The 6,037-nt window shown below is 63.5% G+C and carries 8 protein-coding genes and 3 tRNA genes; 6 read left to right on the forward strand and 5 right to left on the reverse strand.

Annotated elements, in window-relative coordinates; all coding sequences use genetic code 11:
* The 3 genes from ACPT9U_RS17115 to ACPT9U_RS17125 form a co-directional block, all read left to right on the forward strand.
* On the forward strand, positions 1-226 hold a 226-nt coding region (locus ACPT9U_RS17115; protein WP_435751836.1), incomplete at its 5' end, for a hypothetical protein.
* A gap of 323 nt (positions 227-549) precedes the next feature.
* The gene (locus tag ACPT9U_RS17120; RefSeq protein ID WP_435751837.1) at positions 550-795 is read left to right on the forward strand and encodes a type II toxin-antitoxin system CcdA family antitoxin; all 246 of its coding nucleotides are present in this window, start codon (positions 550-552) and stop codon (positions 793-795) included.
* Positions 795-1,112 carry a CcdB family protein gene (locus tag ACPT9U_RS17125; RefSeq protein WP_435751838.1) on the forward strand — a complete coding sequence of 106 codons (318 nt, stop codon included), beginning with the start codon at positions 795-797 and terminating at the stop codon, positions 1,110-1,112. Before ACPT9U_RS17120 ends, ACPT9U_RS17125 begins: the two co-directional genes overlap by 1 nt.
* Before the next feature lie 163 nt (positions 1,113-1,275).
* Here ACPT9U_RS17125 and ACPT9U_RS17130 read toward each other — a convergent pair whose 3' ends face one another.
* The 5 genes from ACPT9U_RS17130 to ACPT9U_RS17150 form a co-directional block, all read right to left on the reverse strand.
* Positions 1,276-1,665, reverse strand: a complete 390-nt coding sequence (locus tag ACPT9U_RS17130; protein WP_418363068.1) for an ectoine synthase — start codon at positions 1,663-1,665, stop codon at positions 1,276-1,278.
* Positions 1,666-1,748: 83 nt separating this feature from the next.
* Positions 1,749-3,032 carry a diaminobutyrate--2-oxoglutarate transaminase gene (ectB, locus tag ACPT9U_RS17135; protein WP_435751839.1) on the reverse strand — a complete coding sequence of 428 codons (1,284 nt, stop codon included), beginning with the start codon at positions 3,030-3,032 and terminating at the stop codon, positions 1,749-1,751.
* Between the two features lie 103 nt (positions 3,033-3,135).
* Positions 3,136-3,714 carry a diaminobutyrate acetyltransferase gene (gene ectA / locus ACPT9U_RS17140; protein WP_435751840.1) on the reverse strand — a complete coding sequence of 193 codons (579 nt, stop codon included), beginning with the start codon at positions 3,712-3,714 and terminating at the stop codon, positions 3,136-3,138.
* Positions 3,715-4,109: 395 nt separating this feature from the next.
* Complete coding sequence (locus ACPT9U_RS17145) at positions 4,110-4,331, reverse strand: hypothetical protein (RefSeq protein WP_435751842.1); 222 nt, start codon at positions 4,329-4,331, stop codon at positions 4,110-4,112.
* A 6-nt stretch (positions 4,332-4,337) separates the two neighbouring features.
* Positions 4,338-5,522: a methyltransferase gene (locus ACPT9U_RS17150; RefSeq protein WP_435751843.1), complete on the reverse strand. Its 1,185-nt coding sequence runs from the start codon at positions 5,520-5,522 to the stop codon at positions 4,338-4,340.
* A 202-nt stretch (positions 5,523-5,724) separates the two neighbouring features.
* Here ACPT9U_RS17150 and ACPT9U_RS17155 point away from each other — a divergent pair.
* The 3 genes from ACPT9U_RS17155 (at position 5,725) to ACPT9U_RS17165 (ending at position 6,037) form a co-directional block, all read left to right on the forward strand.
* A tRNA-Ala gene (locus ACPT9U_RS17155) sits at positions 5,725-5,800 on the forward strand.
* A gap of 21 nt (positions 5,801-5,821) precedes the next feature.
* Positions 5,822-5,897, forward strand: a tRNA-Glu gene (locus ACPT9U_RS17160).
* Between the two features lie 63 nt (positions 5,898-5,960).
* Positions 5,961-6,037: transfer RNA gene (locus ACPT9U_RS17165), tRNA-Asp, on the forward strand.

Here is a 6,037-nt window from a genome sequence, read left to right on the forward strand (position 1 = left end):
TGTATTCCTGTTTCGGGATGCGCTTCATGTCGTTCTTCCTGTCTTTGCGTCGATCGTACGACGACTACGTTGGAAGACGAAATCCGTGGGGCAGCTCAGAACCGCGGGTGGGCAAAGATCGTCCAGCCATGAGCGACCAGGGGCGTGGGTTGCGTCGTGCTCATTCATCCTCTGGCGGCAGGGCGGCATCCAGATCGACGTCAATGCCACTGAGCAGCGTTTGTAGCCGTCAGACAAGGTCCGCATCCACCGCCTGCAGGTGCTCGGGATGGCTCGGAAGCGCTCCCCCTCGGCCCGGGCTTCGGTAAGCAACTTGCTTCAATCGTCCGGCGGGCGCGGCTTCGGTGTCGTTGATCTGCATGGTGGTCGTCTTGATGTGTTTGACGGGTCTGCCTCGCAATCGATACGACATGATGCCCAGACGCGTGACGCTTGAGGCACCGCGCAAGCTTGCCATTGCTGTCGGTCTGATCGTTGCCGCCTTTGCGCATTGTGCGCGAGCGTCATGCGCATATAATGTGCGCACAGAACGAACGCAGGGACCCTGCCATGCTCGCCAGCTACGACCATAACGCCCCCAAGAGGCCCACGAACCTCAGCATCAACAGCGATTTGCTGAGAAAGGCCAGGGAACTCGATATCAACCTGTCAGCAGCCCTGGAGCAGACCCTTGCTGAAGTCGTCAGAAAGCGCCAGCAGGAGCAATGGCTCGCGGCGAATCAGGAAGCCATCGACGCCTACAATCGGCAGGTGCAGGACCATGGCACCTTCAGCGATGGGCTGAGGAGCTTTTGATGGGTCAGTTTTCGGTATTTAACAACAAGAATGCGGAGAGCAAAGGGAGGTACCCCCTCCTTCTCGACGTTCAGTCCGAGCTTCTTGCTTCTCTGGAAACACGTTTGGTCGTTCCGCTCGCACCGGCTGCCGACTACAAAGGCAAGGCGATGACAACGCTCACGCCGAGCTTCGAAATTGATCAGAAATCCTACGTAATGCTCACACCCCAGATGGCGGGCATTGCACGCACGGAGATGGGTGTGGAAGTGGCCGATCTATCCAATCATCGCCAAGACATCATTTCCGCGATCGACTTCCTGATCACGGGGTTTTGACCCGCCCGGCGGAGTGCTGCAGCGCAGCTTGGTCGTCGCACAGTGCCACCTGGCTGGCCTGGCAGCGCAGGTGGAAATTCTCCCAGCGCTTGCGGCTGTCTAGCTGCTGCTTGAGGCGTTGGGAGCCGAACAGCGCATGCTCGTCATGGCGCTGCCCAGCCTCTCAGTCGGCGAGCGCATACGCGCCCGTCTGGTCATGCACCTCGCGCCCGGTCAGCGGTGGATTGAACACGCACACCATGCGCATGTGGCTGCCCTTGTTGGCGCGCAGGATGTGGCGGTCGTGCCGGTTCAGGCAGTACAGGGTGCCGGGGCGGATGGCGTGGGTCACGCCGGTGGCGAGGTCGGTGATCTCGCCCTCGCCCTCGATGCAGTACACCGTCTCGAGGTGGTTCCTGTACTCGAACTCATGCTCGGTGCCTGGTTTGATGATGGTGTCGTTCAACGAATAGCCGACGCCGGCATCCTTGTAGATCAGGCGACGGCTGTTCCAGCCTTCGGTATCCACGTCGGCGGCGGTGCCGATGACGTCGTCCAGATGCTTCACGATCATTGGAGCTTCCTCGTAGGTACGGTGCACCCCGTTCTTTACGGGGCGCGGTAGGTGAAAGACGGGGCGCAGTGAGGACGGGGATCTCAGGCCGCGGCTACGATCGCGGCCGCCGCGTTGTCGACCCCCAGGGCGTCGCACAGACCCGCTTCGATCACGTCCAGGCCGTGCCGCAGCTCTTCCTCGGCGATGGTCAGGCTCGGGAGCAGCTTGAGCACCTGGTCGTCAATGCCCGCAGTCTCGATGATCAGCCCGCGCTTGAAGCACGCTTGCGAGATGCGTGTCGCCAACTGTGCGTCGTCGAACTCGATGCCCCAGATCAGCCCGCACCCGCGCACCCGCGCATCCGGAACGTGCTTTGCGACGATGTTGGCCAGGCGCTTCTCCACCAGCTCCGCCTTGCGCCCGACATCCTCGGTGAGGAGGCCGTCCTGCCAGAACTTGAGCGCGGCGGTGGCAGTGACGAAGGCCGGGTTGTGCCCGCGGAAGGTGCCGTTGTGTTCGCCCGGCGCCCATTGGTCGAGCTCGGGCTTGATCAGCACCAGCGCCAGCGGCAGGCCATAGCCCGACAAGGACTTGGACAGCGTGACGATGTCCGGCACGATGCCTGCGTCTTCGAAGCTGAAGAACGTCCCGGTGCGGCCGCAGCCGACCTGGATGTCGTCGACGATGAGCAACACGCCGTGCTCTTCGGTGATGCGGCGCAGGCGCTGAAGCCATTCGATGCTGGCGACGTTGACGCCACCCTCCGCCTGCACGGTCTCGACGATGACCGCGGCAGGCTTGTCCATCCCGCTGCCCTCGTCCTTGAGCAGCGCTTCGAAGTAGTCGAGCGTATCGGTGCCTTCGCCAAGATAGCCATCGAACGGAACGGAGGCGGTGTGGCCGAGCGGCACGCCGGCACCGGCGCGCTTGAACCCGTTTCCGGTCACCGCCAGCGCGCCCAGCGTCATGCCGTGGAAGGCATTGGTGAAGCCGACCACCTGCTCGCGTCCGGTCACCTTGCGCGCCAGCTTGAGCGCAGCCTCGACCGCATTGGTGCCGGTCGGCCCGGGAAACTGGAATTTGTAGCGCAGGCCTCGCGGCTGCAGGATGATTTCGTTGAAGCGCTCGATGAAGCCCTGCTTCGCCTCGGTGTACATGTCCAGCGAGTGCGTGATGCCGTCGCGCATAAGGTAGGCCAGCAGGGCCTGCTTGATCCTGTCGGGGTTGTGACCGTAGTTCAGCACACCTGCGCCGCAGAAGAAGTCGAGGTAGCGGCGGCCCTCGGCGTCGATCATCCATGCGCCCTTGGCGCTCGTGAACATCGCGGGAAAAGTGCGGCAGTAGCCGCGCACTTCGGATTCGTACTGTTCGAATGTGTTCATCATGAAGTAACTCCTGTGGTCGAAAAAGGGCGGGGCTGCGCTCGACGCGGGACGAGCGGCATCGGGGCGCTCGCGCCTGCGAGTGCCCGGCACGGCACGAAGCCGGTCAGACCGGTATGGGGTTCTCGAGCTGGGACTGAACGCCGCGGGCGGGCGTATGGCGCGCAATCGGGCCCACGCGCAACAGCGGCTCGGCGGGGTGATCTGCTGGAAACAGATCGATGGTGAAGTAGGGGGTTACCTGGCAGCGGGTGTCATGTTCGCGCGCCAGGCGGTGAAACAGCGCACTCGAGGCCAGGTTGTCGTCCGCTACCGTGGCTGTCACCCAGCGACAGCAGGCATTGGCCGGCAGGCTCAACCACTGCTGCAGCAGTTGCAGGCCGAGGCCCTGGCCGCGCTGCTCGGGCAGCACCCCCACCTGCCAGACGAAGGCAGTGTCGGCCTCGCGCGGCGGGTGGAAGCCGATGACGGCGCCGACGATGCGGCCGTCCTGCTCGGCCACAAGGCAGGTGTCGCCGAAGTCGGCGGCGAACAGCACGTAGAAATAGACCGAGTTTGGCTCCAGCGTGCCAGTAGCCTGGACGAATTGCCACAGAGCGGTGCCATCACTCGGGCGGGTGCTACGGAAACGAATGGGAGCGCGGGGGGCGGATCGGATGGACGAAGGTGTCTCGGTACGGGTCATGTCGTGGGTTGTTCTGGTGGCATGCCGCACTCACTGCGAGGTGAAGTGCAGCATGGCAGACCACGTCAGCGCCTTGGGGCGGGCACCGCGGCCGGTCGGCCCCGGCAAGGGGCCTCACAAAACTCAAGCGACGCATTGGCCGTTGAACGATCGCCCACTGCATGGCATGAATGGCCAATCAAATGACCCTTGCGCAGCGGGAGGGATTCGATGCATTTGCTCAAATCCTTTTTTACCTTACCCGAGCATCCGGTTTCACATCAAGTCTGCAAAGGCGGTCATTGGATTTCGAGGTCACGGGGCTTGTCGTCCGCGTAAGGGCTTGTCGCCCGCGTAAGGCGATCGCGCCACGGAGATCGCAGCGCTTATCGTGGAGGATGGTCGTATGGTCGCCGCTACCGGAGTTTGACGAAAGCGGGGGTGCGGACTCCCGCCTGCAAGGAGGCGCTGACCGGGAGTACGGCCGCCATGGTCTGCAGCGCGCCGTGGCGGGGGAGGTGATCGGTGACCTTGTGGATTGCGTTGGTGACTTTGTGATGCGACTCGAGGATGCGCTGCGGCTTCGACCGTGTCGGGGGACCACCAGTGATCAGGCGACCGATGATGGGCTGCGCCACGACTCCTTATCCTCCCGCATGGCGGTGAGCGCTGATGAGGATGTTCCGCGGCGTGAGCGTTCGTGTGCAGAAGCAGCCGATCTGGACTTCGAAGCCACGCTCCTGCAGTCCCAGCGCGAGGTCGAGGGCCAACCAGATCTCCAGTGGGCGGCGGTAGGCGTGGCGGACGATCTCGAGGCGAAGGACCTGTTCGCGGCGGGCGGCTCCGGCGTGCTCCCAATGTGCCCAGTTGATGTGCCCGGGGAGCCGCAGTTGCGCGCGCGCGGCGAGAAGCCTGCAGAAGTTGGCGAAATCGTTCTTCAGCCATGCAGCCGGAACGGGCCGGAATGGACTCTCAGCCTGCAGTCCGAGGTCATTGCGGAGCGCCAGATAACCGAGCTTCCAGGCCTGGTCGCGCGCAAGTCGGCGACGGTCGTGCAGTGGCGCGGTGACGGTCTCGGTGACGGCGAGGCGCAGCTTGTTGCTGTCGAGTTGGAGGGTGGCGGTACCGCTCATGGCCTGGTAGGCGCCGGCGCTACCCTTGTGGTAACAACAGGGGGCGATGTGCAGGCTGCGCGCGCCGTGGTCGGCAGCGGTGCGGACGAGCCTGCGATGCAACTCTCCGCATGCATGCAGGGCTACGACGTCCCGCCCCTCAAGGTATTCGATTGCGGATGGGCTCGTCGCGTCGCCTTGGAGGATGGTGTGCGGAACGCGGTGTCGGGCGGCGAGCTGTCTGGCTTGCTGGCAGAGCGCGACATCGATCTCGAGTGCGGCGACTTCGATTCTGCGCGTTTGATGCAGGTGTCGGCCCAGGTGCGCCTTGCCAGCACACCATTCGAGGGCGGGCCCTGGAATCTGCGGCAAACGAGAGGCGAAAGCCTCGATCTGCGCTTTCTTGCGGCCCGGGATCTCTACGTCGAGGTGCGGCGGCACGGGTGTGGCCGGCTGCGCGGGCAGCATGTCGAGCGTGCTGAGTGCGGTCAGTTCCGCCAGGCCGTGCAGGTGCGGTGCGAGCCAGTTCGTCGCCAGATCCGGTTGGTCGCGGTAACGATCAACGCTTGCGGCATCCAGTGCGAGGACCTGGTGTGCCAGCTGCGGCTGATCCAGGCACCATTGCGGGAGTTCCTGATGAAAAGGCGAGGGCGCCCAGAAGGCCCGATGGGCCTGTAGCAGCGCTTGCAGTGCGAGAAAGCGTTCGTGCAGGTCCACTATCGGGGTGGCTCGTATCGGGTCGGATGGTGTCTGGGGGAGTCCATGCACGGGCTCGAGCCGCTGGATGAGGGGCTGTGCAGGGGGCTTTTGCATGCAGGGTGGCGTGGCCAAAACAGCGCGTGCTGGAGGATGCTATAAAAATTGCAGAACGTGTTTACAAAGCGAAGAACGCTTACTATACTGCGCGCTCTTCGGTGACGGGGGTATAGCTCAGCTGGGAGAGCGCTTGCATGGCATGCAAGAGGTCAGCGGTTCGATCCCGCTTACCTCCACCAAATCGAAGTTGCAGTGCCGCAGTCCCCATCGTCTAGAGGCCTAGGACACCGCCCTTTCACGGCGATAACCGGGGTTCGAATCCCCGTGGGGACGCCATACAAGGCGACACAGCTTTGTAGCTGTGAAGCGAATCCGACAAGCGTCGGAGAAAGTCAGTGCGGAGTGGTAGTTCAGTTGGTTAGAATACCGGCCTGTCACGCCGGGGGTCGCGGGTTCGAGTCCCGTCCACTCCGCCA

The organism is Thauera sp. AutoDN2, from assembly GCF_051280715.1.
Classification (GTDB): Bacteria; Pseudomonadota; Gammaproteobacteria; order Burkholderiales; family Rhodocyclaceae; genus Thauera.